Annotated in this window: 23 protein-coding genes and 1 pseudogene; 12 read left to right on the plus strand and 12 right to left on the minus strand. The window is 68.2% G+C overall.

The annotated features are described in order from the left end of the window. Positions 1-15 precede the first annotated feature (15 nt). The 3 genes and pseudogenes from VQ067_RS01865 to VQ067_RS01875 all read right to left on the minus strand — a co-directional run bounded on the left by VQ067_RS01865 (position 16) and on the right by VQ067_RS01875 (position 2,777). Positions 16-804, minus strand: a complete 789-nt coding sequence (locus VQ067_RS01865) for an ABC transporter permease (protein WP_003084366.1) — start codon at positions 802-804, stop codon at positions 16-18. Next, a complete protein-coding gene (locus tag VQ067_RS01870; protein ID WP_033990766.1) occupies positions 801-1,730 on the minus strand; it encodes an ABC transporter permease in 930 nt (309 codons plus the stop codon). Before VQ067_RS01870 ends, VQ067_RS01865 begins: the two co-directional genes overlap by 4 nt. Continuing rightward, positions 1,727-2,777, minus strand: a pseudogene (locus VQ067_RS01875) (ABC transporter ATP-binding protein). Before VQ067_RS01875 ends, VQ067_RS01870 begins: the two are co-directional and overlap by 4 nt. A gap of 327 nt (positions 2,778-3,104) precedes the next feature. Between VQ067_RS01875 and VQ067_RS01880 the strand changes: the two are divergent. After that, the gene (locus VQ067_RS01880) at positions 3,105-4,070 is read left to right on the plus strand and encodes an SdiA-regulated domain-containing protein (protein WP_014602377.1); all 966 of its coding nucleotides are present in this window, start codon (positions 3,105-3,107) and stop codon (positions 4,068-4,070) included. Positions 4,071-4,108: 38 nt separating this feature from the next. Here VQ067_RS01880 and VQ067_RS01885 read toward each other — a convergent pair whose 3' ends face one another. After that, positions 4,109-6,052, minus strand: a complete 1,944-nt coding sequence (locus VQ067_RS01885) for an autotransporter outer membrane beta-barrel domain-containing protein (protein WP_033990768.1) — start codon at positions 6,050-6,052, stop codon at positions 4,109-4,111. Between the two features lie 289 nt (positions 6,053-6,341). Here VQ067_RS01885 and VQ067_RS01890 point away from each other — a divergent pair, with 289 nt between their 5' ends. After that, positions 6,342-7,067 (plus strand): CatB-related O-acetyltransferase, encoded by a 726-nt coding sequence (locus VQ067_RS01890; RefSeq protein ID WP_033990769.1) that lies wholly within the window; start codon positions 6,342-6,344, stop codon positions 7,065-7,067. Positions 7,068-7,108: 41 nt separating this feature from the next. Here the strand turns inward: VQ067_RS01890 and VQ067_RS01895 are convergent, their stop codons facing one another. Further along, the gene (locus VQ067_RS01895) at positions 7,109-7,441 is read right to left on the minus strand and encodes a YegP family protein (RefSeq protein ID WP_003110581.1); all 333 of its coding nucleotides are present in this window, start codon (positions 7,439-7,441) and stop codon (positions 7,109-7,111) included. Positions 7,442-7,563: 122 nt separating this feature from the next. Continuing rightward, positions 7,564-8,235 (minus strand): ribose-5-phosphate isomerase RpiA, encoded by a 672-nt coding sequence (rpiA, locus tag VQ067_RS01900; RefSeq protein ID WP_003084386.1) that lies wholly within the window; start codon positions 8,233-8,235, stop codon positions 7,564-7,566. Positions 8,236-8,469: 234 nt separating this feature from the next. On the opposite strand from rpiA, the gene ilvA reads away from it, so the two are divergent. The 4 genes from ilvA (at position 8,470) to VQ067_RS01920 (ending at position 12,381) form a co-directional block, all read left to right on the plus strand. Then, the gene (gene ilvA, locus VQ067_RS01905) at positions 8,470-10,008 is read left to right on the plus strand and encodes a threonine ammonia-lyase, biosynthetic (protein WP_017001827.1); all 1,539 of its coding nucleotides are present in this window, start codon (positions 8,470-8,472) and stop codon (positions 10,006-10,008) included. Positions 10,009-10,127: 119 nt separating this feature from the next. Beyond that, positions 10,128-10,595 (plus strand): DUF2269 domain-containing protein, encoded by a 468-nt coding sequence (locus tag VQ067_RS01910; protein ID WP_003084389.1) that lies wholly within the window; start codon positions 10,128-10,130, stop codon positions 10,593-10,595. Positions 10,596-10,645: 50 nt separating this feature from the next. Then, entirely contained in the window at positions 10,646-11,917 is a 1,272-nt protein-coding gene (locus VQ067_RS01915) for an SDR family oxidoreductase (RefSeq protein ID WP_033990770.1), read from the plus strand. Next, positions 11,914-12,381, plus strand: coding sequence for a DUF2269 family protein (locus VQ067_RS01920; RefSeq protein ID WP_003084393.1), 468 nt, complete (start codon positions 11,914-11,916; stop codon positions 12,379-12,381). Before VQ067_RS01915 ends, VQ067_RS01920 begins: the two co-directional genes overlap by 4 nt. Here VQ067_RS01920 and VQ067_RS01925 read toward each other — a convergent pair. Both VQ067_RS01925 and VQ067_RS01930 read right to left on the minus strand, forming a co-directional pair. Then, positions 12,354-13,595 carry an MFS transporter gene (locus VQ067_RS01925; protein ID WP_340080804.1) on the minus strand — a complete coding sequence of 414 codons (1,242 nt, stop codon included), beginning with the start codon at positions 13,593-13,595 and terminating at the stop codon, positions 12,354-12,356. The genes VQ067_RS01920 and VQ067_RS01925 overlap by 28 nt on opposite strands. Positions 13,596-13,644: 49 nt before the next feature. Beyond that, positions 13,645-14,298, minus strand: coding sequence for a histidinol-phosphatase (locus VQ067_RS01930; protein ID WP_033990772.1), 654 nt, complete (start codon positions 14,296-14,298; stop codon positions 13,645-13,647). A gap of 203 nt (positions 14,299-14,501) precedes the next feature. Here VQ067_RS01930 and VQ067_RS01935 point away from each other — a divergent pair, with 203 nt between their 5' ends. The 3 genes from VQ067_RS01935 (at position 14,502) to VQ067_RS01945 (ending at position 18,439) form a co-directional block, all read left to right on the plus strand. Beyond that, positions 14,502-14,981: an RNA pyrophosphohydrolase gene (locus VQ067_RS01935; protein WP_003084400.1), complete on the plus strand. Its 480-nt coding sequence runs from the start codon at positions 14,502-14,504 to the stop codon at positions 14,979-14,981. Positions 14,982-15,003: 22 nt separating this feature from the next. Next, a complete protein-coding gene (gene ptsP / locus VQ067_RS01940) occupies positions 15,004-17,283 on the plus strand; it encodes a phosphoenolpyruvate--protein phosphotransferase (RefSeq protein ID WP_003084404.1) in 2,280 nt (759 codons plus the stop codon). 118 nt (positions 17,284-17,401) lie between these two features. Continuing rightward, a complete protein-coding gene (locus VQ067_RS01945; RefSeq protein WP_016254322.1) occupies positions 17,402-18,439 on the plus strand; it encodes a sensor domain-containing diguanylate cyclase in 1,038 nt (345 codons plus the stop codon). A gap of 3 nt (positions 18,440-18,442) precedes the next feature. On the opposite strand, the gene VQ067_RS01950 is transcribed toward VQ067_RS01945, so the two are convergent. Next, positions 18,443-19,198 carry an NRDE family protein gene (locus tag VQ067_RS01950; protein ID WP_003084407.1) on the minus strand — a complete coding sequence of 252 codons (756 nt, stop codon included), beginning with the start codon at positions 19,196-19,198 and terminating at the stop codon, positions 18,443-18,445. Positions 19,199-19,319: 121 nt separating this feature from the next. Here VQ067_RS01950 and VQ067_RS01955 point away from each other — a divergent pair, with 121 nt between their 5' ends. From VQ067_RS01955 to VQ067_RS01965, 3 genes are all read left to right on the plus strand, one after another. Further along, on the plus strand, positions 19,320-20,123 hold the full coding sequence (locus VQ067_RS01955) for a sulfite exporter TauE/SafE family protein (protein WP_003128899.1): 804 nt from the start codon (positions 19,320-19,322) through the stop codon (positions 20,121-20,123). Between the two features lie 9 nt (positions 20,124-20,132). Further along, a complete protein-coding gene (gene lgt / locus VQ067_RS01960) occupies positions 20,133-20,933 on the plus strand; it encodes a prolipoprotein diacylglyceryl transferase (RefSeq protein WP_003128900.1) in 801 nt (266 codons plus the stop codon). 205 nt (positions 20,934-21,138) lie between these two features. After that, positions 21,139-21,933, plus strand: a complete 795-nt coding sequence (locus VQ067_RS01965; protein ID WP_033990773.1) for a thymidylate synthase — start codon at positions 21,139-21,141, stop codon at positions 21,931-21,933. Between the two features lie 26 nt (positions 21,934-21,959). Here the strand turns inward: VQ067_RS01965 and VQ067_RS01970 are convergent, their stop codons facing one another. Genes VQ067_RS01970 through VQ067_RS01980 form a run of 3 tightly spaced genes read right to left on the minus strand, consistent with a single transcriptional unit; the run spans position 21,960 to position 25,549 of the window. Further along, positions 21,960-22,757, minus strand: coding sequence for an FkbM family methyltransferase (locus VQ067_RS01970; protein ID WP_003112965.1), 798 nt, complete (start codon positions 22,755-22,757; stop codon positions 21,960-21,962). A gap of 34 nt (positions 22,758-22,791) precedes the next feature. Further along, positions 22,792-24,171: a GTPase/DUF3482 domain-containing protein gene (locus VQ067_RS01975; protein ID WP_009315038.1), complete on the minus strand. Its 1,380-nt coding sequence runs from the start codon at positions 24,169-24,171 to the stop codon at positions 22,792-22,794. Further along, the gene (locus tag VQ067_RS01980; protein WP_004365009.1) at positions 24,164-25,549 is read right to left on the minus strand and encodes a DUF2868 domain-containing protein; all 1,386 of its coding nucleotides are present in this window, start codon (positions 25,547-25,549) and stop codon (positions 24,164-24,166) included. Before VQ067_RS01980 ends, VQ067_RS01975 begins: the two co-directional genes overlap by 8 nt. Positions 25,550-25,564: the final 15 nt, after the last annotated feature.

Here is a 25,564-nt window from a genome sequence, read left to right on the forward strand (position 1 = left end):
CGTGGAGGCAGATTCTCAGCGGCGGCGTTGGCCGAGGTAGTACGACAGGGCGACGAAGGCGATGGAAATCATGAGGATGATCGATGAAATCGCATTGATCTTCGGGGATATGCCCATGCGGATGGAGCTGAAGATGTACACCGGCAGGGTGGTTGCGCCGGCGCCGGCGACGAAATAGGTGATGACGAAATCGTCCATCGAGATGATGAACGCGAGCATCGCCCCGGACAGCACGCCGGGCATCAGCAGCGGCAGGGTGATTTTCCAGAAGGCCTTCCACGGCGAGGCGTAGAGGTCGGCGGCGGCCTCCGCCAGGCGCGGGTCCAGGCCCTCCAGGCGGGCGCGGATCGGCAGGTAGGCGAAGGGGATGCAGAACACGATGTGGGCGATGAGGATGGTGAACAACGACAGCTTCAGGCCGATGAAGGAGAAGAACATCAGGGTCGCCACCGCGGTGACGATCTCCGGCACCAGCAGCGGCAGGCCGAGCACGCCGTTCATCAGGGTCTGTCCGCGGAAGGCGCGACCACGCATGCCCAGCGCGGCGAGGGTGGCCAGGACGGTCGAGGCCAGGGTGGCGAGGGTGGCGACGATCAGCGAGTTCTTCGCCGCGCGGAGGATTTCCGGATCGTTGGCCACCACCGCGTACCATTTCAGGCTGAAGCTTTCCCAGAGCGTCGCCGACTGGCCGCTGTTGAAGCTGAGCGCTACCAGCACCAGGATCGGGATGTAGAGGAAGGCGAAGAACAGCCAGGCGGCCTGGCGCACTCCGCTGAAGGTCCAGAGTGGATTGCGGCCGTTCATGGCTGGCCTCCGCCGGCGTTGGCCCGGAAGCGCAGGTTGTGGATCAGCATCGCCAGCAGGACGAAGGCCAGCAGGGCGAACGAAAGGGCGGCGCCGAAGGGCCAGTTGTGCGCGGTACCGAATTGCAGCTGGATCAGGTTGCCGATCATCAGCGCCTTACCGCCGCCGAGCAATTCCGGAATGATGTAGCTGCCCAGGGCCGGGATGAATACCAGGATGCAGCCGGCGACTATCCCCGGCATCGCCAGCGGCACGATCACCCGGCGCAGCGCTTTCCAGCGGTTGGCGCCGAGGTCGAATGCCGCCTCCACCAGGCGCCAGTCCATCTTTTCCAGGCTGGTGTAGATCGGCAGCACCATGAACGGCAGGTAGGTATAAAGGAGGCCGATGATCACCGCGTTATCGGTATAGAGCAGCCCCAGCCCGGTGTCGGTCAGGCCGATGCCTTGCAGGCTGGCGTCCACCAGCCCGCCGTTGCGCAGCAGCAGGATCCAGGCGTAGACCCGCACCAGCAGGTTGGTCCAGAACGGCACGGTGACCAGGAACAGCAGCAGGTTGCGCCGGCGTTCCGGCTGCAACGCCAGGTACAGCGCGGTGGGGAAGCCGAGTGCCAGGCAGCCGAGGGTGGTCAGCAGCGACAGCCAGAACGAGCGCTGGAAGATGCCCAGGTAGTCGGCGTTGAACACCAGGCTGTCGTCCAGGTCGCGTTCCCAGAGGAAATTGAGGTAGGCCTCCAGGCTGTGCTGGCCCCATTTCACTCCGCCGTAGTCGCCGGATTGCTGGATCGACACGGCGAACATGATGCCCAGCGGGATCACCAGGAACAGCACCAGCATCAGCATCGCCGGGCTGCTCAGCAGCAGGCGCCGACGCAGCTGCCGGCGTTCGGCCGACTGTTGCGCGGTAGGTCGCCCGGCGGTGCTCATTCGGCGAGCACCCGGATGGCGGCGGCGGGAATCCGCACCCGCACCTTCGCCCCCGGACTGTGCGGGCAGCGTGCGCCGTCGCGGTTCTGCTGGCGCACGCGGAAGCCCGGCTGGCCGGCCACGTTCAGGTGGTAGACGGTATCGGTGCCGACATAGACGATGTTTTCCAGCACGCCTTCCAACTGGCCGTCGGCGGCCAGTTCGGTGCGCTCCGGGCGGATCGCCAGGGTCACCGCGCCGCTGCCCGGGGTCGTCGCGGCCAGCCGCTGGCCGTCCGCCAGGCGCACGCCGTCGGCGTCGGCCTGGCCCTCGAGGAAGTTGGTTTCGCCGATGAAGTCGGCGACCGCCCGGTTCAGCGGCGCCTCGTAGATGTCGCTGGGCGTGCCGACCTGCAACACCTTGCCCTTGCTCATCACCGCGATGCGGTCGGACATGGTCAGCGCTTCCTCCTGGTCGTGGGTGACGAAGATGAAGGTGATCCCGGTCTCGTGCTGCAGGCGCTTCAGCTCGATCTGCATTTCCTTGCGCAGCTTCAGGTCCAGCGCCGACAGCGACTCGTCGAGCAGCAGCACCTTGGGCCGGCTGGCCAGCGCGCGGGCCAGGGCGATGCGTTGCTGCTGGCCACCGGACAACTGGTCGGCGCGGCGCTTGCCGACCTCCGGCAGCTTCACCAGCTCGAGCATGCGGCTCACGGTGGCGTCGATCTCGCTGCGCGGGCGGCCCTGCATCTCCAGGCCGAAGCCGATGTTGTCGGCGACGCTCATGTGCGGGAACAGCGCATAACTCTGGAACACCGTGTTGACCGGGCGGCGGAACGGCGGCAGGCCTTCCATGCGTTCGCCATAGAGGCGGATGCTGCCGGAGCTGGGTTGTTCGAAACCGGCGATGAGGCGGAGGAGGGTGGTCTTGCCGCAGCCGGAAGGGCCGAGGAGGGTGAAGAATTCGTTGGCGTGGATATCCAGGGACACATCGTCAAGGGCCTTCAGGCCTTGGCCGGGGGGTACCGAATTCCATGCAGATCCGCTCGATGGCTATCGCGCTGGTCATGCTGAATTCCATGCAGTCAAGCAGTTGTTATTGTTGAGGTTTTGCGGTTTCTGGGGCCCGCTTCACCTGCTGCGGTTCGATAATGACCGGGGCGCCGCGGGCGCAGAACGATAGATGCGGCCAATAAGGGATCGAACAGGCCAATCTGGTGGCGCTGGAAGAAGACTGCGGATGCTCTCTTGTCGTCTCTTTCGGACAGGAAACTCGGACCTGTCCGAGTCGCCCGGGCGGCTGGCTGACTTTAAGCTTGGCTTCAGCCTGGAGCCGTAGCTTGCGTAGGAAAGGTCGGGCGCAGCCCGTTTCCATACAGCGTACAGGCTCTATGCTATGACTATCCACGCCCAAACTCCCGAGCCGTTTTCCATGTCCCGAGCTTTTACGCCTCGCCGTCTGCTGCTGGCCGTCCTGCTGGTCGCGCTGGCCGCGCTGGTCCTTCTCGGCCAGAGCTTCCGCGTCTTCGACCGGGCCTGGTTCGCCGTCCAGGAGTGGCGTCACGCCGATGCCTGGAAAGAGCGCTCGATATGGCTGCCGGACTACCGCGTGCGGATCGAGGCGCAGCCCATCGAGGGGTTGAACGACGACGTTTCCGCGCTGACCTTCGATCCCGACCGGCGCACCCTGTTCACCGTGACCAACCAGCCGGCGCAGATCATCGAGCTGTCCTTGCAGGGCAAGGTACTGCGGACCATCCCGCTGACCGGCTTCGGCGACGCCGAGGCCATCGAGTACATCAGCCGCGGTGTCTACGTGATCACCGACGAGCGCCAGCAACGCCTGGTCAAGGTGCGCCTGGAGGACGATACGCGCTTCATCGACGCTGCCGATGCCCAGCAGCTTTCGCTGGGTATCGGCCTCAACGGCAACAAGGGTTTCGAGGGGCTGGCCTACGACGCCGAGGGCAAGCGCCTGTTCGTCGCCAAGGAGCGCGACCCGGTGCGCATCTACGAGATCCACGGTTTCCCCCACACCCAGGCGGACAAACCGTTCGCCGTGCACGTGGTGGACGACCCCGGGCGCGACAAGCGCCTGTTCGTCCGCGACCTGTCCAGCCTGCAGTTCGACGAGGGCACCGGGCACCTGCTGGCGTTGTCCGACGAGTCGCGCCTGGTAGTCGAGCTGGACACCGACGGCGAGCCGGTCAGCACCCTGTCGCTGCTGCGCGGCATGCACGGCCTGAAGCGCAGCGTGCCGCAGGCCGAGGGCGTGGCGATGGACGACCGTGGCGTGCTCTACCTGGTCAGCGAGCCGAACCTGTTCTACGTGTTCAGCAAGGACGAGCCGGCGCAGCCCTGACGCGGCTGCGGGGACGGCAGGAGCGTCCCCTGGCCCGCTCAGAACTGCCAGCTCACCCCGAGCGAATAGCCCGCCTGGTTGCCTTCGCTGTGGGCGAAGCGGCTGTTGGCTTCGGCGAAGACCCCGAGCTGCTCGGTGATCGCCAGTTGCGCGCCAAGCTGGGCGCGGCCGAAATCCTTGTCCACGCCGCCCATGTCGGCGACCCGGACACGCCCGTCGCCGCGGCTGGTCAGGTCCATGTCCTCCAGGCGTCCGTCCGCCAGCTCGCGGACCCAGCGCAGGCTGGCGTAGGGTTGCAGGCGCATTCTCGCACCCAGCGCCAGCTCGCCGCGCAGGCGCCAGCCGAGGCTCGCCTCCAGCGAGTCGTAGTCCTGCTTCTCGTAGCCGAGTGCGGTACGCAGGGCCTCGTCCTCGCGGAAGTCGTCGATGCGGTAGCGCATGTAGTCGAGACCGGCCAGCGGCCCGCTCCGCAGTTCGCCGAAGCTGAAGTCATAGCCGCCTTCCAGCCGGGCGCCCCAGGACCAGGCCGAGGTGTCGCCCGACAGACGCTGGTCGAGCAGCACCGGCCCGCCGGCGGCCTGGAGGTAGACCGAACGCTTGCTGTCGTAGCGGGTATGCCCGAGGTTCAGCTCGCCGGCCAGCCATTCCGGACCGCCGTCGTTGTACAGGCCGAACAGGCCGAGCTGCCAGGTGTCGCCCTCGATGCGCCCGCCATGGTCCAGCTTGTCGCGGCTGCGCTGGAAGGCCAGGCTGCCGCCGAGGGTCAGGGCCTCGCTGTAGCGGTAGTCGCCGAGCAGATGCACGCCGGCGCGCCTGGACTCCGGATCGCCAGGCATGTCGAAACCGCTGTCCGGCGAGACCTCGCCCTCCGCGCCCACCTCGCCGTCGAAGCTGCCTACCGGCCGGTTGCTGCCGAGCAGGGTCAGCCAGCGGCGGTCGTGCAGGCGGGTCAGTGCCTGGTGCTGGCGCTGCAACTGGTCTTCCATCTGCCGCGCCAGGGCGCCGCCGGAGGCGGTGGAGGCCAGCAGGTCGGCGTTGGTCAGCTCCAGCACCAGGCGCGTCAGCAGGCGGGAAAAGTCGCGCATGCGTTGCTCGATGCGCTCCTGGCCGAGGGCGTTGGTCAGTACTTCCTTGTTGTCCTCGGCCGGGTCGTGCCAGGTTGAGCCGCCGGGAATCGCCGGGTCGTCGGTCTGCTCGTAGCCGTCCAGGTCACCCAGTTCCCAGTTGGTCGCCTCGATGAACAACACCGGGATGTCCATCCCGTTGAAGCTTTCGCCGTCGCTGCAGCAGCCGGTACCCGCCGGGTATTCGGCGTTCAGGCCGGGGTTGGTGAACAGCGGGATGTCCAGCTCGCGGGCGATGCGCAGGATCTGTTCGCGGTAGGCGCCGAGGGCCGGGTTGGACACGCTGTTGGAGCCGGCATGGGCGTACATCTTGTCGCCGGTGACCAGGCTGTCGAGGTTGATCATTCCCAGCAGGTTGGCGCGCTGGCTGGCGTCGAGGGACTCGACGTAGGCACGCGAACCGCGCAGGCCTTCCTCCTCGGCGCCGAAACCGACCACCTCGAGGCCGTTCTCCAGGGCGATGCCGCCGAGGTTGCGGGCGATCTCGGTGAGCACCGCCGCGCCCGAGGCGTTATCGTCCAGGCCCTGCAGGGTCGGGCGACCGTAGTAGGTGTCGTAGTGCGCGCCGAGTACAAGGAACTTCCCGCTGCTGCCGGGCGCCGAGGCGATGACGTTCTGCGAACTGCGGTTGCCGGCCCAGGTGAAGTCCTGGCGACTGGTCTGGTAGCCGAAGCCCAGGCGCGACTGCATCAGTTCGCTGGCACCGGCGAAGCTGGCGGTGCCGCGATAGCGGCCCGGGTAGTCGGTGATCAGGCGCTCCAGGGTCTCCCCGGCGTATTCCCCGTATTGATAGGCGTTGGCACCCAACGACAGCGCAGCACATCCCAGGCCTACAGCGACAGCTAATGGTTTGAACACGGCACTTTCCTCTGTGTCGGTACGATGGTGCATCGAATGATGCTCGCGCCGCGAAAAGCAGGATGCGGACCGTTTCATGTCCTTGGAGCACGAATTGACGCCTGGGCGACCTGCGGTGTCGCCAGGTTGTAAGAAGCGTCGCTCCTGGCGATGGGCAGGAAGCTTCGTGCAGGACGTAGTGTTACCGGCGATGGCCGCTACTGGGGCGTGACTTCCCGTTTCGGGGCTTGGTAACCGCGAGCGGTCGATTTACAGTGCTCGCCCTGCCGATCTCCTGGATACCCGTCGCATGAACATTTTCCGCGAAGCCCTGCTCAACCGTCGCCTGAAGAAGGCCCTGGCACGTCACGGTTGCCGCATGGCCAGCGGGGTCGAGACGCTGCGCGACGGCACGCAGGTGACGCTGGAGCCGAACGTGAAGCTGGGCAAGGCGAAGATCCACTCGCCAGCACTGGAGGTCGGTGCCTATACCGACGTGGTCAGCGGCTGCGAGTTCTTGGAGGTGGCCAGCATCGGCCGCTTCTGCTCGATCGCCACCGGGGTGGTGATCGGCCAGCCGCGCCGCTCGCATCCAATGCACTGGCTGAGCACCCACGCCTTCACCGCCAATCCGAAGCTGTTGCGCAAGCCGTTGCAGCCCGAGCGCGAAGCGACCCCGGCGCGGATCGGCCACGATGTATGGATCGGGCGCGACGCGCTGATCCTCGATGGGGTGGAGATCGGCACCGGCGCGGTGATCGGCGCGCAAACGCTGGTCAATCGCGACGTGCCGCCCTACGCGGTGGTGGCGGGTTCGCCGGCGCGGGTACTCCGCTATCGCTTCGCGCCGGAGCTGATCGAGCGACTGCTGGCGAGTCGCTGGTGGGAGTTGCCGCTGGACGTGCTCGGCGAATTGCCGCTGGACGATCCGCAGGCCTGCGTCGAGGCGCTGGAGCGTCGGCCGCCGCAGGCGCGCCAGGAGGCGCGGCGCTTGCGCATCCGGCACAAGCCGTTCGCCATCGAATGGCTGTCCTGAGGCCCTGGCCGCCGCCGGCGTCGACGGCGGCCAGGGCTGGATCAGCTTTCGTCGCTGAGGCCGGCTTCCGGCGCTGCGCGCTTCACCGACTGCACGCCGGCTTCGGCGTTGGCCTGGCTGGCATAGAGCTGGCTCTGGCCGACGACCTGGCCATTGGTGGCCTTGAGCACGAAGTGGAACTTGCCGTTGTTGGCCGGCTTGACCTCGAAGGCACCGTCGCGCTGGGAGTTCTTGCGCACCGACTCGATGCCGCCGAGCGCCGAGTCCTTGGCCTTGTACAGTTCGCTGGTGAGAATGATCTCGCCGTTGGCGGCATGCAGGTTGAAGTGGAACTGGCCGTCTTTCGCTTTCTTCAGATGGAATTTGGCTGCCATGTCTAGCTCCTTGTTCACGGGGTGCGGCGGATCGCAACGGACCAGCCGTCTGCTGAGACACAGCGTAGCCGCTTTTGTTGCAGTGTCGCCCCGCACCGGTCATCGGCCTGGGGCGAGCGGGCTCAGGCCTTGAGGGTCTTGACGCCGTCGGCGGTGCCGAGCAGCAGCAGGTCGGCCGGGCGGGCGGCGAACAGGCCGTTGGTGACCACGCCGACGATGGCGTTGATCTTCTCTTCCAGTTCCACCGGGCTGTCGATGCGCAGGTTGTGCACGTCGAGGATGATATTGCCGTTGTCGGTCAGCACGCCTTCGCGGTAGACCGGATCGCCGCCGAGCTTCACCAGTTGGCGGGCGACGTGGCTGCGAGCCATCGGGATGACCTCCACCGGCAGCGGGAACTGGCCGAGGATGGGTACCAGCTTGCTGGCATCGGCGATGCAGATGAAGGTCTTGGCCACCGCGGCGACGATCTTCTCGCGGGTCAGCGCGGCACCGCCGCCCTTGATCAGCTCCAGGCGCTCGTTGCTTTCGTCGGCGCCGTCGACGTAGAACTCCAGCTCGCTGACCGTGTTCAGCTCGTAGACCGGGATGCCATGTTCCTTCAGGCGCTTGGCGGTGGCCTCCGAACTGGCCACTGCGCCGTCGAACTCGGCCTTGTGGCGGGCCAGGGCATCGATGAAGAAGTTGGCGGTGGAGCCTGTGCCGACGCCGACGATGCTCTTGCTGTCGAGGTGCGGAAGAATGTGGTCGACGGCGGCCTGTGCCACTGCCTGCTTGAGCTGATCCTGGTTCATCCCGGGTGCCTGTCTGGTTGCCTGGCCGGCCGTCCCGGCGGCGCAGGCGGAGGGTGCGCGCGGCCGGGGCGGCCCGGCGGGTTTCCGGCACGTCCTGTGCCGCTGCGATACGAAGGGACGAATTATAGCGGCCTGGCGTCCTCCGGTCTTGCCCCGGATAACCGGCAGTCGCGGTGTTTTCCTGCGGCACGCCGGTAGTCCGCCCGGCGGGCCTGGAGTAGACTCCGGGCTTCCGTGAAGTCCGCCGAACCGCCTCCGATGCTCGAACAATACGTCAAGAAGATCCTCACCTCGCGCGTCTACGACGTCGCGGTGGAAACGCCCCTGCAACCCGCCCGCCAGTTGTCCGAACGCCTCGGCAACCAGGTCCTGCTCAAGCGCGAGGACCTGCAGCCGGTGTTTTCCTTCAAGATCCGCGGCGCCTACAACAAGGTCGCGCAGCTCACCGAGGAGGAGAAGGCCCGCGGGGTGATCGCCGCCTCGGCCGGCAACCACGCCCAGGGCCTGGCCCTGGCGGCCAAGCGGCAGGGGATCAGGGCGGTCATCGTGATGCCCAAGACCACCCCCGAGATCAAGGTCCAGGCGGTGCGCGCCCACGGCGCCAAGGCGGTGCTGCACGGCGACGCCTTCCCCGAGGCGCTGGCCCACGCGCTGAAGCTGGTCGACGAGAAGGGCTACACCTTCGTCCATCCCTACGACGATCCGGACACCATCGCCGGCCAGGGCACCGTGGCCATGGAGATCCTCCGCCAGCAGCCCGGCCGCCTCGATGCGATCTTCGTCCCGGTGGGCGGTGGCGGACTGGTCGCCGGCATCGCCGCCTACGTCAAGTACCTGCGTCCGGAGATCAAGGTGATCGGCGTCGAGCCGGACGAGTCGAACTGCCTGCAGGCGGCCATGGCCGCCGGCGAGCGGGTGGTGCTGGGCCAGGTCGGGCTGTTCGCCGACGGCGTGGCGGTGGCGCAGATCGGCCAGCACACCTTCGACATCTGCAAGGACCACGTCGACGAAGTGATCACCGTCAGCACCGACGAGATCTGTGCGGCGATCAAGGACATCTACGACGACACCCGCTCGATCACCGAGCCGGCCGGCGCGCTGGCGGTGGCCGGGATCAAGAAGTACGTCGAGCGCGAGCGCGCCGAGGGGCAGACCCTGGTGGCGATCGACTCCGGCGCCAACGTCAACTTCGATCGCCTGCGGCATGTCGCCGAACGCGCCGAACTGGGCGAGCGCCGCGAAGCGATCATCGCGGTGACCATTCCCGAGCGGCCGGGCAGCTTCAAGGCCTTCTGCGAGGCGGTCGGCAAGCGCCAGATCACCGAGTTCAACTATCGCTACCACAGCGGCAGCGAGGCGCACATCTTCGTCGGCGTGCAGACCCACCCGGAAAACGACCCGCGCGAGGCGCTGGTGGCCTATCTGCGCGAGAAGGGCTTCCCGGTCCTCGACCTGACCGACAACGAACTGGCCAAGCTGCACATCCGCCACATGGTCGGCGGTCATGCGGTGAAAGTCAGCGACGAGATGGTGTTCCGCTTCGAATTCCCCGAGCGGCCCGGCGCGCTGTTCAACTTCCTCACCAAGCTCGGCGGGCGCTGGAACATCTCGATGTTCCACTACCGTAACCATGGCGCGGCCGACGGCCGGGTGGTGGCCGGGTTGCAGGTGCCGGAAGACGAGCGCCACCTGATCCCGCAGACCCTGGAGGCGATCGGCTATCCGTACTGGGACGAGACCGCCAACCCGGCCTACCAGCTGTTCCTCGGCTGACCCGCGGCGGCTCGCCGACACGGGCTGCTAAGCTTCACGGGCAGGTGATCTCCTTCCTCGGGAACTGAGCCCGCCCCCGGCCCCTCAAACGGGCCGGGAACACGGACAAGGATGCGCTGATGGAACATTTTCTCCAGATCAAGATTCTCCACGGAGTCGCCACCGTGCTGCTCTTCGGCGGCCTGCTCGGCCTGGCGTTCTACGCCTGGCGCAGCTGGCGGACGGGCGACGCGGCTCGGATCGCGCGCGGTTTCAAGCGGGTCCGCCTGATCGGCTGGCCGCTGCTGGGGCTCAGCCTGCTGGCCCTGCCGGTCAGCGGCTGGTGGCTGGTGCACCTGGCCGGCTGGCCGTTGGGCCAGAGCTGGCTGCTGTTCGGCGCCTGCCTCTATCTGCTCGGCTGCATCTTCTGGCTGGTCCTCGCCGGCCGCCTGGCGCGGGTCCAGCACCAGGCCGGCGCCGCCGAGACGGCGGGGGCCGCGCTGGGCGAGCAGACCCTGCGCGAGATCAAGGTGGGCCTGGTCATGGCCCTGCTCGGTGCGGCCAGCTTCATCGCGGTGGCGGTACTGATGGTCAGCAAGCCGCTCTGAAACGCCAACGAAATGGACTTCACCGGCCTTCGCCGGTTCTGTAGGAACGCATGCGTATTCTGCTGGTAGGCGCGGGAGGTTTCGTCGGGCGGCACCTGCTCCCGGCGCTGCTCGCCGCCGGACACGAACTGCTCCTCACCGCGCGCCGCCCGCCGGTCGATGCGCCTGCCGGCGTACGCTGGCTGGCGCTCGACCTGGAGCGGCTTGCGGAAAGGCCGGACAGCTTCGCCTGGCCCGCCGGGGTCGACCTGCTGATCAACGCCGCCGGCACCATGAGCCTCGACGAGGCGAGCATGGCTCGCGTCCAGGACAGCGGCGCGCGAGCACTCTTCGACCTCGCTGCGGCCCATGGGGCGAAGGTCCTGCAGATTTCCGCGCTGGGCGCCGGTGCGCACCCGGACGTGGCCTTCCTCGCCAGCAAGGCGGCGGCCGACCGCCACCTGCTGGAACTGGGCATCCCGGCGCTGGTGCTGCGCCCGTCCCTGCTGCTGGGGCCGGGCGGCGCCAGCAGCGCCTGGCTGGAACGCCTGTCGCCGCTACCGCTGATTCCCTTGCTGGACAATCGCGCGCGCCTGCAACCGCTGCATGTCGAGGACCTGGTCGGCGCGGTGCTGGCCTTGCTGCGCTGCTGGCCGGAGCGGGCGCAGGTGATTCCGCTGGTGGGCCCGCAGGCGCTGTCCCAGGGCGAGCTGCTGGACGAGCTGCGCCGCGCCCAGGGTTGGCCGCGCGGCCGCTATGTGGTGCCGCCCGCGGCGCTTCTCGATGCGTTGGGCGGGCTTGGCCGGCGTGCTGGCTGGCGGACACTGAGTCCATCGATGCTGAAGCTGGTGCGCCACGACAACCTGGCCGACCCGGCACTCCTCGATGAGGCCTGCGGCTATCGTTGCGCGCCGCTGGCCAGTCGGCTGCTCGGCTGGCCGCAGGCGGCACGCAGCCTGGCGGCTCTGATGCGGCCGCTGATGCTGGCGGCCCTGGTGCTGATCTGGCTGGGTACCCTGGTCGCCTGCCTGGGGCCGGGTTACGGCTGGGGCCTGCGGATCCTCGGCGAGGCCGGCATCCACGGCTGGCCGGCGAGCCTGGCGGTGATCGCCGGGGCCCTGCTCGACGGCGCGCTCGGCGTCGGCCTGCTGCTCCGCCGCTGGCGTCGGCGCGCGCTGCTGGCGCAGTTCTGGCTGATGCTTGGCTACAGCCTGGCGATCAGCCTGATCCTGCCGCATTACTGGTACGACCCCTACATGGCGGTCGGCAAGAACATCGTGCTGATGGTGGCCACGCTCTGGCTGCTGGGCGACGAACCTCGAGCCAGGGAGGCCCGTGGATGAACCTTTACCTGCTGCTGAAGACCCTGCATATCCTTTCCTCGACCATTCTTTTCGGCACCGGCCTGGGGTCGGCCTACTACGCCCTGCGTGCCTGGCGCAGCGGGCAGTTGCCGGTGATCGCAGTGACCTTCCGCCACCTGGTCACCGCCGACTGGCTGTTCATCGCCACCACCGCGGTGTTCCAGCCGCTCAGCGGCCTGGCCATGGTGCATGTCGCCGGCTGGTCGCTGGCCCAGGGCTGGTTGCTGTGGAGCCTGGGCCTCTACGTGTTCGCCGGGCTCTGCTGGCTACCGGTGGTGTGGTTGCAGATCCGCGTACGCGACATGGCAGAGGCGGCCTTGCGCGAGGCGCGGCCCATCGAACCGCTGGCGTACCGCTACATGAACGCCTGGTTCATCCTCGGCTGGCCGGCCTTCATCGCCTTCATGGTCATCTTCTACCTGATGGTCAACAAGCCGGTCTGAGAGTCCGCTCGGCGCAACCAGAGCAACGCCAGGACCAGGAACGCCAGGGAGCCGCCCCAGTACAACCAGGCGAAGCCGCCGGGCCGCTCCAGCAGGAGGAAGGCCAGGGCCGGGCCCAGCGCGGCACCGAGGTCCTGGACGATGGAGTAGCGGGTCATGAAGCCGACCACGTCGCCGGCGCGGGCGACGTCGGCGGCGAGGGCGTCGGTCAGGGTGGTGAGGGCGGTGGCGACCAGCATCACCAGCAGGGCGATGGCCAGCCAGGCGAGAATGGGCAGCCTGCTGGAAAGCAGGCCGAAGCCCATTGCGCCGACCAGTAGCGCCGCCACGTAGAAGCGCCGACGCCCGCGCGGGCCATCCGACCAGGCACCGAAGCGCCCGGCCAGCCAGGGCTCCCAGGACCAGCGCAGGGCCTGGATGATCCCGGAGAGGCCGGCGGCGCTGAGCGCCAGGCCGAGCAGGCTGACCTCGGTGCCGAAGCTGCGGGCGATCAGGGCGCTCAGGGTGGCGGCGAGTACGCCCTGGATCAGGAGCGCGGTGGCGAAGCCGCTGAGGATCACCAGGCCGCGCGGCGGCGGGCGCCTGGCGACGCTGGTGGATGCCGTTGCGGCGGAGGTCCGCGCATGTCCGGCGGGACTCTCCGGCAGGTCGAAACCCTTCGCCAGCAGCGGCAGGCCGAGCAGTGCCAGGAACGCGAAGGACAGCGCCAGCGCCGGCAGGCCGAGGACCGGCACCAGCAGCCCACCGAGCAGCATGCCGACCAGGCTGCCCAGGCGGTAGAGGCCGTTGTACAGGCCCATGGCGCGGCCGCGCTGGTGGTCGGCGGCGCAGTAGACTACCGCCGAGAGCCCGCCGATGCGGAGGAACGACCAGCCGATCCCCCACAGTCCGCGCAGCAGCACCCAGGCCAGGAAACCGCTGGCCAGGCCGTAGCCGGCGGTGCTCAACACGCCGATGACGACCGCCAGGAGCAGGCCGGTCTTCAGTGCCAGGTGCTTGTACAGGCGGCCGATCAGCGGATTGAAGGGCAGGCGGATCAGGCGGTTGATCGACAGCAGCACGCCGACCTGCCAGAGCGCCTCCAGGCCGACCTCGTGCCAGTAGATCGGCAGGGCGATATAAAGCATCGAATCGCCGGCCAGGCATAGCGCGGTGACCAGGGCGACGATCACGACCGGCCGCAGCGAGCCGGGAGCGGGGGCGGTGTGGGGCATCCTGGGTCCGCCGTGGCGCCGCCCGTCGGACGGCGCGCCTGTCAGTGGGTCAACGCAGGGAAATGATCGGCCAGCCGCGTTTTTCCGCCTCGGCGCGCAGGCGCGAATCGGGGTCGACGGCCACCGGCCGGCTGACCTTCTCCAGCAGCGGCAGGTCGTTCAGCGAGTCGCTATAGAAGCTGGCGCCTTCCAGGTCCAGGCCGTTCTCGTCGAGCCAGCGTTGCAGGCGAACCACCTTGCCGCCCTGGAAGCAGGGCACGTCGAAGGTCTGCCCGGTGTAGCGGCCGTCGCGCATCTCGCACTCGGTGGCAATCAGGGTCTCCACCCCGAGTCGTTCGGCGATCGGGCCGGTGACGAAGCGGTTAGTGGCGGTGATGATCACCAGCCGGTCGCCGGCGGCGCGGTGCTCGGCGAGCAGCGCCTCGCCCTTGGCCAGCACGATCGGCTCGATCACTTCCTGCATGAATTGGCGGTGCCAGGTTTCCAGCTGGGCCATCTCGGTGCGACCGAGGATCGCCTGGGTGAAGGCCTGGTAGGCAAGGACGTCGAGCTTGCCGGCCACGTAGTCGGCATAGAAGGCGTCGTTGCGCGCCTGGTATTCGGCGGCGTCGACCAGGCCGCGCTGGCACAGCCATTCGCCCCAGCTATGGTCGCTGTCGCCGGCGAGCAGGGTGTTGTCGAGATCGAAAAGGGCCAGACGCACGGGGTGACTCCATCGGTTGGCGGGTGGCGGGAGGGCCGCGAGAGCCTTTTGCGAAGGCTCCCACCGGGCCTTGGGAAAACCCCTAGCCTACCGGCTTTTGCCGGCCCTGTATCCTCCCCGCACGAGTCGCAAAGCCGCGCGTTGCCGCTATCACAAGCTTTATGGAACAATGCGGGCACATGCGATTTCGAGGATGTCCCAGCGTGATCGATTCCGATGGTTTTCGCCCGAATGTCGGCATCATTCTCGCCAACGAGGCGGGGCAGGTGCTGTGGGCGCGGCGTATCAATCAGGAAGCCTGGCAGTTCCCGCAGGGAGGCATCAATGATCGCGAAACGCCGGAAGAGGCGCTGTATCGCGAATTGAACGAAGAAGTCGGGCTGGAGGCCGGGGACGTGCGCATCCTGGCCTGCACCCGCGGCTGGCTGCGCTACCGTTTGCCGCAGCGCCTGGTGCGGACCCACAGCCAGCCGCTGTGCATCGGCCAGAAGCAGAAATGGTTCCTGCTGCGGCTGATGTCCGACGAGGCGCGCGTGCGCATGGATATCACCAGCAAGCCCGAGTTCGACGGCTGGCGCTGGGTGAGTTACTGGTACCCCCTGGGACAGGTGGTGACCTTCAAGCGCGAGGTCTACCGCCGCGCCCTGAAGGAACTGGCCCCGCGCCTTCTGGCGCGGGACTGAACACGGAGACAAGGCCCCGAGCATGCTCAACACGCTGCGCAAGATCGTCCAGGAAGTGAACTCCGCCAAGGATCTGAAGGCGGCGCTGGGCATCATCGTGCAGCGGGTCAAGGAAGCCATGGGTACCCAGGTCTGCTCGGTGTACCTGCTCGACACCGAGACCCAGCGTTTCGTCCTGATGGCCACCGAAGGCCTCAACAAGCGTTCCATCGGCAAGGTCAGCATGGCCCCCAGCGAAGGCCTGGTCGGCCTGGTCGGCACCCGCGAGGAGCCGCTCAACCTGGAGAACGCCGCCGCCCACCCGCGCTACCGCTATTTCGCCGAGACCGGCGAGGAGCGCTACGCGTCGTTCCTCGGCGCGCCGATCATCCACCATCGGCGGGTGATGGGGGTGCTGGTGGTGCAGCAGAAGGAGCGCCGCCAGTTCGACGAAGGCGAGGAGGCCTTCCTCGTCACCATGAGCGCCCAGCTCGCCGGGGTCATCGCGCATGCCGAGGCGACCGGTTCGATCCGCGGCCTGGGCAAGCTCGGCAAGGGCATCCAGGAAGCCAAGTTCGTCGGCGTGCCCGGCGCCCCCGGGGTCGGGGTGGGCAAGGCGGTGGTGGTGTTGCCGCCGGCCGACCTGGAAGTGGTGCCGGACAAGCAGGTCGACGACATCGACGCCGAGATTGCCCTGTTCAAGCAGGCCCTGGAGGGCGTTCGCGCCGACATGCGCGCGCTGTCGAGCAAGCTCGCCAGCCAGTTGCGCAAGGAAGAACGCGCGCTGTTCGACGTCTACCTGATGATGCTCGACGATGCCTCCATCGGCAACGAGGTCAAGCGCATCATCCGTACCGGCCAGTGGGCCCAGGGCGCCCTGCGCCAGGTGGTGATGGAGCACGTGCAGCGCTTCGAGCTGATGGACGACGCCTATCTCCGCGAGCGCGCCTCCGACGTCAAGGACATCGGTCGCCGCCTGCTCGCCTACCTCCAGGAAGAACGCAAGCAGAACCTGACCTACCCGGAACAGACCATCATCGTCAGCGAGGAGCTGTCGCCGGCGATGCTCGGCGAGGTGCCGGAAGGGCGCCTGGTCGGCCTGGTCTCGGTGCTCGGCTCGGGCAACTCGCACGTGGCGATCCTCGCCCGTGCCATGGGCATCCCCACGGTGATGGGGGCGGTCGACCTGCCGTACTCCAAGGTCGACGGCATCGACCTGATCGTCGATGGCTACCACGGCGAGGTCTACACCAACCCCTCCGCCGAGCTGGTGCGCCAGTACAGCGACGTGGTCGCCGAGGAGCGCGAGCTGAGCAAGGGCCTGGCGGCCCTGCGCGAGCTGCCCTGCGAGACCCTCGACGGCCACCGCATGCCGCTCTGGGTCAACACCGGCCTGCTCGCCGATGTCGCCCGCGCCCAGGAGCGTGGCGCCGAGGGCGTGGGCCTGTACCGCACCGAAGTGCCGTTCATGATCAACGACCGCTTCCCCAGCGAGAAGGAACAGCTGGCGATCTACCGCGAGCAGCTCAGTGCCTTCCACCCGCTGCCGGTGACCATGCGCACCCTGGATATCGGCGGCGACAAGGCGCTGTCCTACTTCCCGATCAAGGAAGACAACCCGTTCCTCGGCTGGCGCGGCATCCGCGTCACCCTCGACCACCCGGAGATCTTCCTGGTCCAGACCCGCGCCATGCTCAAGGCCAGCGAAGGACTGGACAACCTGCGCATCCTGCTGCCGATGATCTCCGGCACCCACGAGCTGGAAGAGGCCCTGCACCTGATCCACCGCGCCTGGGGCGAGGTGCGCGACGAGGGCGTGGACATCGCCATGCCGCCCATCGGCATGATGGTCGAGATTCCCGCCGCCGTGTACCAGACCCGCGAGCTGGCCCGTCAGGTCGACTTCCTTTCGGTCGGTTCGAACGACCTGACCCAGTACCTGCTGGCGGTCGACCGCAACAATCCGCGGGTCGCCGACCTCTACGACTACCTGCATCCGGCCGTGCTGCATGCGTTGAAGAAGGTGGTCGACGATGCCCACCTGGAAGGCAAGCCGGTGAGCATCTGCGGCGAGATGGCCGGCGATCCCGCGGCTGCCGTGCTGCTGATGGCGATGGGCTTCGACAGCCTGTCGATGAACGCCACCAACCTGCCCAAGGTGAAGTGGCTGCTGCGCCAGATCACCCTGGACAAGGCCCGGGACCTGCTCGGCCAGTTGCTCACCTTCGACAACCCGCAGGTCATCCACAGCTCGCTGCACCTGGCGTTGCGCAACCTCGGCCTGGGTCGCGTGATCAACCCGGCGGCTACCGTCCAGCCCTGATTTCCCGCGCGCCGGACGCTTCGTCGTGCGGCGCTTACGCTTTCCCCGCAAGCGTATAGACTGCCTGCCATTCGGTAGAGGCCACTGGCCAGTCGAACGTGCGAGGGATTGCCGCAAAATGGACGAACGGGCGTCGAAGCCGCCAGGTCTTCTTCCGCTGTCACGCGAAGACCTTGAGAAAACCCTGCGATATGCCCTGGAGATCGTCAGCGACGGGATCTGGGACTGGAACATCGCGACCAACCAGGTCAGCCGCAGCGCCGGCTGGTACCTGATGCTCGGCTATCCGCCACATAGCCTGCCGGAGAGCGTGGAGACCTGGAAGAACATCATCCATCCCGAGGACTATCCGCGGGTGATGGCCAGCTTCCAGGCCTACCTCGACGGCGAAAGCCCGGAATACTGCGAGGAATACCGCTGCCGCACCTACAGCGGGGATTACCTGTGGATCAGCGATCGCGGGCGTTTCGTCGAGTTCGACGAGCGCGGCGAGCCACGGCGGATGATCGGTGCGCACCACGAGATCCATCAGCGCAAGCTGGTCGAGCTGGAGTTGCAGCAGCGCAACGAGGAACTGTTCGACTGGAACCGGCGTCTCGAGGACCTGGTGGCCGAGCGCACCGAGGCGCTGCACCGGGTCAACCAGGCGCTGGCCTCGAAGATGGCCGAGGCCCAGCGCCTGAGCGAAATCGATCCGCTCACCGAGCTGTACAACCGGCGCAAGTTCGAGCAGTGCCTGCACCATGAATGGATGCGCCGGCAGCGCCATGGACGCGCGACGGCACTGATGATGATCGATGTCGATCACTTCAAGCGGATCAACGACCTGTTCGGCCACTCCACCGGCGATCGCGTGCTGGTCGCCTTCGGCCGCCTGGTCGCCAGCGAGCTGCGCGAGGTCGACGTGCTGGCGCGCTGGGGCGGCGAGGAGTTCATCCTGCTGCTTCCGGAAACCGGCCTGGAGGCCGCGGCGGCCTTGGCCGAACGCCTGCGCCAGCGGGTTCGCTCGCAGTCCTTCGAGATGGGCGAGCGGTTGACCGCCAGCTTCGGCGTCGGCGTGCTGAACGATGGCGAGACCCTCGACCTGCTGCTGTGCCGGGTGGACGACGCCCTCTATCGGGCCAAGCAGCGTCGCGATTGCGTGGCCTGTTGCTGAAGGTCAGCCTGGCGGCAGCACCAGGCTGACCTCGCCGAGCCGGGCGCCGGACGGCCCGAAGCTGCGCTCGATCATCTCCCGCGTGCCGTCGGCGTGTACCCGTACGACGCTGCTGGCGCGAGTGCCGTAGCTCGGGCTGGCGATGAACACGCTGGAGAGCAGACGTTCCGTGGCCAGACCCACGCCGGTATCCGGCAACTGGCTGTCGGCGGCCGGCGCTGCGTCGGCCAGCAGCTCCAGCAGGGCCTGCGGATGCGGCTCGGCAAGCCGCTCGGCGAGGGCGGCGCGAGCCTTGAGCAGCTTCGGCCAGGGCGTATCGAGGGCCGCGTTGGACAGCCCGTAGACCCCCGCCGGCAGCAGGCGCGGTGGCCCTACGCGGGGGTTGTAGTGCCAGAGCTGATGGCGATCGCCAATGAGCAGGTTGAAGCCGGAATAGTCCGCAGCGCGCCCGGCGACCTGCGCCAGGTAGTCGGCCGGGTTGCCGCCGCCGCGCAGGAAGTCCGCCACCAGTTCGCCACGGGAGCGCTTGCCGAGAGCCTGCGACGGATCGCGGACGTTGGTCAGGGCGGCGAAACGGCCGGCCGGGCCGAGCCCCAGCCAGGTGCCGCCGGCCTCCAGGTCGCGTCCGGCGAATACCCCCTCGGCGTCCTCCCAGGCCGCCAGCGGCAGGCTCGGGCGGGCATAGAATTCGTCACGGTTGGCGGCGACCAGCAGCGGCAGGGCGTGCCCCGGTTGCCAGGCGAAGACGATCAGGCACATGCGCGGTCCTTGGGATGGGCTGGCCGTCAGGCTAAAGGCATCCGCCATCGCCGTTCAAGCACGACGCCTGCCGCACGGCGCGCAATTCCGTTACCATGCCGGCTTTCCAACGGGGGCGTGCATGGAGTTTCTCCTCTATATCGTGCTGGGCGCCTGTGCCGGCGTGCTGGCCGGACTGTTCGGCGTCGGTGGCGGCCTGATCATCGTCCCGGCGCTGGTCTTCAGCTTCACCGCGCACGGTTTCGGCGGCGACGTCCTGACCCAGATGGCGGTCGGCACCTCCCTGGCGACCATCGTCTTCACTTCGATCAATTCCATTCTCGAACACCATCGGCGCGGCGCGGTGCGCTGGCCGGTGTTCGCCTGGATGACCCTCGGCATCCTCATCGGCAGTGCCCTCGGCGCGCTGACCGCGGCGCAGATCAAGGGGCTGCTGTTGCAGAAGATAATCGGGGTGTTCGCCATCCTGGTCGCTTTGCAGATGGTTCTCGATCTCAAGCCAAAGGGTAGCCGCGAGGTGCCCGGCAAGGGCGGCCTGACCCTGGCCGGCGCGGTGATCGGCTGGGCCTCGGCGATCTTCGGCATCGGCGGCGGTTCGCTGACCGTGCCTTTCCTCAGTTGGCGCAGCGTGCCGATGCAGCAGGCGGTGGCGACTTCCTCGGCCTGCGGCCTACCTATCGCCATTTCCGGCGCCCTGTCGTTCATCGCGGTCGGCTGGCACAACCCGCAGTTGCCGGAGTGGAGCCTGGGCTACGTCTATCTGCCGGCGTTGGTCGGCATCGCTGCCACCAGTATGCTGTTCGCCCGCTTCGGCGCGCGCCTGGCGCATCGTTTGTCGCCGCGTGTACTCAAGCGACTGTTCGCCCTGCTGCTGTTCAGCGTGGGCATAAGTTTCCTGACCCCCGATCTCGCTTTTCTGTCGTAGGAGTTATCGATGCTGACGTATCCCCAGATCGATCCGGTTGCGCTGGCCATCGGCCCGCTGAAGATCCACTGGTACGGGCTGATGTACCTGATCGGGATCGGCGGCGCCTGGCTGCTGGCGTCGCGCCGGATGAAGCGCTTCGACCCGACCTGGACCAAGGAGCGCCTTTCCGACCTGGTCTTCTGGGTCGCCTGCGGCGTGATCCTCGGTGGCCGCCTGGGCTACGTGCTGTTCTACAACCTGGACGAGTACATCGCCAACCCGACGCTGATCTTCGAGGTCTGGAAAGGCGGCATGTCCTTCCATGGCGGTCTGCTCGGCGTGATGCTGGCGGTCTGGTGGTTCGGCAAGCGCCATGGCAAGAGCTTCTTCCAGCTGATGGACTTCATCGCCCCGCTGGTGCCCATCGGCCTGGGCGCCGGGCGCATCGGCAACTTCATCAACTCGGAGCTGTGGGGCAAGGTCAGCGATGTGCCCTGGGCCATGGTCTTCCCCAACGGCGGCCCGCTGCCGCGGCATCCCTCGCAGCTGTACCAGTTCGCCCTGGAAGGCGTGGCGCTGTTCGTCATCCTCTGGCTGTTCACCCGCAAGCCACGGCCGACCGCCTCGGTCTCCGGCCTGTTCGTGCTGTGCTACGGGATCTTCCGCTTCGTCGTCGAATTCGTCCGCGTGCCGGATGCCCAGCTCGGCTACCTCGCCTGGGGTTGGCTGACCATGGGCCAGGTGCTCTGCGTACCGATGGTGCTGGCCGGCATTGCCCTGATGGTCTGGGCCTACCGCCGCGACGCGGCGCAGCCGAAGACGGCCTGAGCCGCTTTTCGTGCCCGGGGCGGATAACGTCGCAGGCGTCATCCGCTCCGGGCAGCCGGCTTTCCGCGCCAGGGCGTGCATGGCTTGCGCCGGTCGCGCCGAACTGGCGATGCAGGCTCCGTCGCCGTAGACTTGGCCATCCTTCTGTCATCCCTCGGTGGGAGCCGCCACGTCGGCGCCGCACCGATATCGATCCGAGCCTCCGATGAAACAGTACCTCGACCTGATGCGCCACGTGCGCGAGCACGGCACCTTCAAGAGCGACCGCACCGGCACCGGCACCTATAGCGTGTTCGGCCACCAGATGCGCTTCGATCTGGCCGCGGGCTTCCCCCTGGTGACCACCAAGAAGTGCCATCTCAAGTCGATCGTCCACGAGCTGCTGTGGTTCCTCAAGGGCTCCACCAATATCGCCTACCTCAAGGAGCACGGCGTCTCGATCTGGGACGAGTGGGCCGACGAGAACGGCGACCTCGGCCCGGTGTATGGCTACCAGTGGCGCTCCTGGCCGGCGCCGGACGGCCGCCACATCGACCAGATCGCCAACCTGATGGCGATGCTGAAGAAGAGTCCGGACTCGCGCCGGCTGATCGTCTCCGCCTGGAACCCGGCGCTGATCGACGAGATGGCCCTGCCGCCCTGCCACGCGCTGTTCCAGTTCTACGTCGCCGACGGCAAGCTCAGCTGCCAGCTCTACCAGCGTTCGGCGGACATCTTCCTCGGCGTACCCTTCAACATCGCCAGCTATGCCCTGCTGACCCTGATGGTGGCGCAGGTCGCCGGCCTGCAGCCGGGCGAGTTCATCTGGACCGGCGGCGATTGCCACCTGTACGCCAACCACCTGGAGCAGGCCGACCTGCAGTTGACCCGCGAGCCGCTGCCGTTGCCGAGCATGAAGCTGAATCCCGAGGTGAAGGATCTGTTCGACTTCCGCTTCGAGGACTTCGAGCTGGTCGGCTACGAGGCCCATCCGCACATCAAGGCACCGGTCGCGGTCTGACCCTTCGGCGGAGCCGTCGGCTCCGCTCAACCGAACAGGCGGCGGTACCAGGGAAGCGCGCGCCAGTCCCGCAAAGCCCGCTCCGCATCTTCTGCGCGTTGCAGCGCCTGCTCCAGGGCCTGCTCCAGCGGTGCGACCGGATGGCTCATGGCGTGGCCATGGCAGAGCTGGAAGTCGTCCAGCAGGTTCGGCGGTAGCGCGAAGGCGCCTTCCAGGCGGGCCTGTTCCTCCGCCAGGTAATAGCCGTTAAGGCCGTCGAAGTGGACGAAACGGTAGCCCGCGGCGAGCAGCGGCGCTTTCCACTCGGGGTCGTGGTCGAACGGAGTTTCCGCGAGGATCAGCCACGGGCGCCAGCGGTTCAGGTCGAGGCCGCGGAGCACCGCGCCTTCCAGCCCTTCGACGTCGATCTTGAGGAAGTGGATCGGCCCTTCGACATGGGCCGCGCAGATCGCGTCCAGGGTGCTGACCTTCACTTCGCGCGGAGTGGCCGTGCAGCCCTCGGCCTGGCGCTGGCGGGCTAGCTCGGGGTCCAGGGTGGAGAGACCCGAGGCGGCCATCTCGTAGAGCGTGGCGCGGCCTTCGCGCTCGCCAATGGCGAGGTTCAGGTTGAGGTCTTCCGGCCGTTCCCGCTCCAGCTCGCGGTGCAGGTGGGGCAGCGGTTCGATGTTGATGCCGCGCCAGCCGCGCTCGTAGAACGCCAGGGTGACCGAGTCGATCCGCGGGTGGTTGGCGCCGACGTCGATGTAGAACCCCCTGGGGAAGAGTTTCAGGGCCCGCCAGAGTCGGACGTCTTCCAGGTTCTGCGCGTAGGAAACGAAGGGCATGGGCCTACCTCTTGGGCGATCGTCGCCCAGTCTGTCATTCCCCGCGTCCGCTCTCCAGCAATTCGGCCAGCGCGTCGATCTGTTCCTGGCGGTCGCTGCCGCTCACCCGCCTGCCGTTCAGCGACGACCACTCCGGATGCGCGCGCGCCTTGCGCAGTGCTTCCGGCAGCTTGCCTTCGCGCCACTGCTTGTCCTCCGGGGTCTCCAGGCGGATCGCCTCGATCGCCGCGTGGCCGCGCGTTTGCAGGGCTGCCAGGAGCTGCCGTTGGCGCAGCGCAAGCAAGCGCAGCACGGCGTCGTTGACGGTCAGCTCGCGGGCGCCCTTGAGCTTGCCGAGCAGGCGCGAACCGTAGTGCCCGACGGTCTGCCAGGCGCCGCCAGCGAGGGCGCCGAGGGCGGCGGCGGCGCCAAGGGTGACGCCGCCCACCAGCAGGTCGATGCCGGCGCCGGCCGCGGCACCGGCCGCAACCCCGCCGCCGAGGCGGATACCGAGTTGGCGCAGGGTCTCCGGATTGAACAGATCGTCGCCCCAGCGGCCGTCGAGCAGCGGCAGGTCGGCGGCGCGGGCGTCGTCCCTGGCGAAGGCGTAGAGCCGCAGCAGCGCTTCCACGCAGGCCTGCTCGCGCTTGCGCACCTGCTGGTGCAGGTCGCGGGTGGCTTCCTGCACGGCGCTTTCGCCGCCGGGCACCAGGCGCCGGCAGGCGGCGACGTCGACCAGCAATTCGGCGATCAGCCGTTGCCCGGCGCGCAGGCGCGCGGCGGCCTGGGTCTCATGGTCGGCGATCAGCCGGTCGAGTTGCGGCCGGGCGCGCTCCAGCAGCAGCGCCAGGCTCTCGTAGAGGCGCCGTTCGCCGTCCAGCGGCGGCGCCACGCTGTCGAAACGCACCAGGGCGTGCAGGCCCAGGCGAGCGAGGGCGGCGCGCCACTCCTCCTCGCGATGCTGCGGGCTGGCGACGAAGTTCAGCACCGGCAGCAGCGGCCGGCCGCAGCCGGCAAGCACCGCCAGTTCGTCGCGATACTTGGCCAGCACCGGTTCGCGGGCGTCGATCACGTAGAGCCCGGCATCGGAGGCGAGCAACTGGCGGACCACCTTGGCTTCCTGTTCGAAACGCCCGCGCGCTTCGTTGCTGTCCAGCAACCGCGCCATGCGTTCCGGGCCATCGAGACGCTCGCCGGGGCGCTCCAGGGCGTCCAGGTAGTCAAGCAGGGCGATGGCGTCTTCCAGGCCGGGCGTGTCGTAGAGTTCCAGCAGCGCTTCGCCGTCCACCGACAGCCTGGCGCCCTCGACGTGGCGGGTGGTGCTGGGGCGATGGGAGACTTCGCCGAATCCGCGGTCGCGGGTCAGGGTGCGCAGCAGCGAGGTCTTGCCGGTATTGGTGTGGCCGACCACGGCCAGGATCAGCGGCTCAGTCATGGCCGGTCTCCAGCCAGGCCAGCGGCGAGGTCTCGCCGTGCGGCAGTTGCAGGCGCTCCAGGGCGGTGTGCCAGTCGCCCAGGCGGTCGCTGTCGAGCGCTTCGCCGGGCGGAGCCTGGAGCAGCCAGATGCGAGTGCTGGCGGCGCAGCGGGCGAGTTCGCCGAGCAGTGCCAGGGTGCCGCGGTCCGGCGAGCGACGCGGGTCGCAGGCGATGGCCAGGCGCGCCGGCGGGTAGCGGGTCAGTTGATCGAGCAGGCGACGGCGCTGCTGGCCGTCGTCGAGGATGCCGGCGTCGGCGACGCCTTCGGCGAGCTTCGGCGGCCAGGGCCGGCGATCGTCCAGCTCCACCGCCACCAGCACCGCTCCGGCGGCTTCCTGGCCGGACTGGCCGCCCTGCGGCTCCGGTAGCCAGTCCGGCGCCGCGTCGCTGACGCCGAGGCGTTCGCTGGCCGGCATCAAGCGTTCGCGCAGCAGGCTGTAGCCTGGGTCGTCGAGGTCCAGGTCGAGGTCGGCCAGGCCGCGTTTCCAGCGCCACAGGCAGAACAGACCGAGCAGCGCGCGCGGCAGGACCCCATAGACCAGCAGTACGCCTACCAGCCAGCCGGCCCAGGCGTGCCGTGCGGCTTCGCTGGCCAGGGCGGCGTCGCCGCTGGCGCGGATCAGCTCGGCGTCCGGCAACGGGAAGCCAAGCAACGCCGGCAGGGCGCCGAGCGCCTGGGTGAGGGCGATGAAGGTATCGCTGCCGAGAATGGTGGTTTCCCAGACGAAACCGTAGCGGCGGGTCGCCAGCAGGCCGAGGAGCATGGCCAGCGCGGTCAGCAGGCCGAGCAGCCAGAGCCCGTGGACCAGCGCGCCGAGGCCCCAGCGCGCCAGCCGGCGCCGGCCGAGCAGGACCAATAGCGCCGGCGCCAGGTGCGCGGCGCGGGCATCGCGCGCCAGCTTGCCGCTGAGCCACAGCCAGAGCCGGCCGAGCGCGCCCGCGGCCTCGCCGCCGGCGAGCAGGCCGAGGGCCCAGCCGAGCAGGGTCAGCAGGTGCAGGCCGAGGAGGCTGGCCAGCGCCCAGAACACGTTGACCGGGCGCTGGCCGTCGCCAAGCGCGGCGAAGGCCAGTCCGGCGCCGCTGGCCAGGGCCAGCACCAGCAGCAGGGCCAGCGCCAGCCGCGAACCCTGGCGCCAGGTCCGCTGGGCGTCCAGCAGGCCCTCGCGGCGGCCCAGCCAGTGGGCGCGGGTGAGAATACGGCGCGGCAGGGAACCGCCCTGGGCCAGCGCCTGGCGAAGCGCCTCGCTGTCTTCCAGCGGACCGGCCTGCTCCTCGCGCAGGCGAACGGCCTCGGTCAGCCAGAGGGCGTCGAGGCCGGGATGCGTCGTGTGACTCAAGTCACCTCCTGTGTC

Origin of the sequence: Pseudomonas sp. KBN12P06040 (genome assembly GCF_037574965.1) — a bacterium.
Lineage (GTDB): Bacteria > Pseudomonadota > Gammaproteobacteria > Pseudomonadales > Pseudomonadaceae > Pseudomonas > Pseudomonas aeruginosa.